Origin of the sequence: Gulosibacter sediminis (assembly GCF_030011715.1) — a bacterium.
Classification (GTDB): Bacteria; Actinomycetota; Actinomycetes; order Actinomycetales; family Microbacteriaceae; genus Gulosibacter; species Gulosibacter sediminis.
On record NZ_JASCYH010000121.1, the window covers coordinates 1 to 255 of the forward strand.

The 255-nt window shown below is 56.1% G+C and carries 1 rRNA gene; it reads right to left on the reverse strand.

The features are described 5' to 3' along the window. Positions 1 to 255 (reverse strand): 16S ribosomal RNA (locus QM019_RS12815); the annotation flags it as partial.

The following is a 255-nucleotide window of genomic DNA, read 5'->3' on the forward strand; positions in this document are numbered from 1 at the left end:
ACCGCCTACGAGCTCTTTACGCCCAATAATTCCGGACAACGCTTGCACCCTACGTATTACCGCGGCTGCTGGCACGTAGTTAGCCGGTGCTTTTTCTGCAGGTACCGTCACTTTCGCTTCTTCCCTATTAAAAGAGGTTTACAACCCGAAGGCCGTCATCCCTCACGCGGCGTTGCTGCATCAGGCTTGCGCCCATTGTGCAATATTCCCCACTGCTGCCTCCCGTAGGAGTCTGGGCCGTGTCTCAGTCCCAGT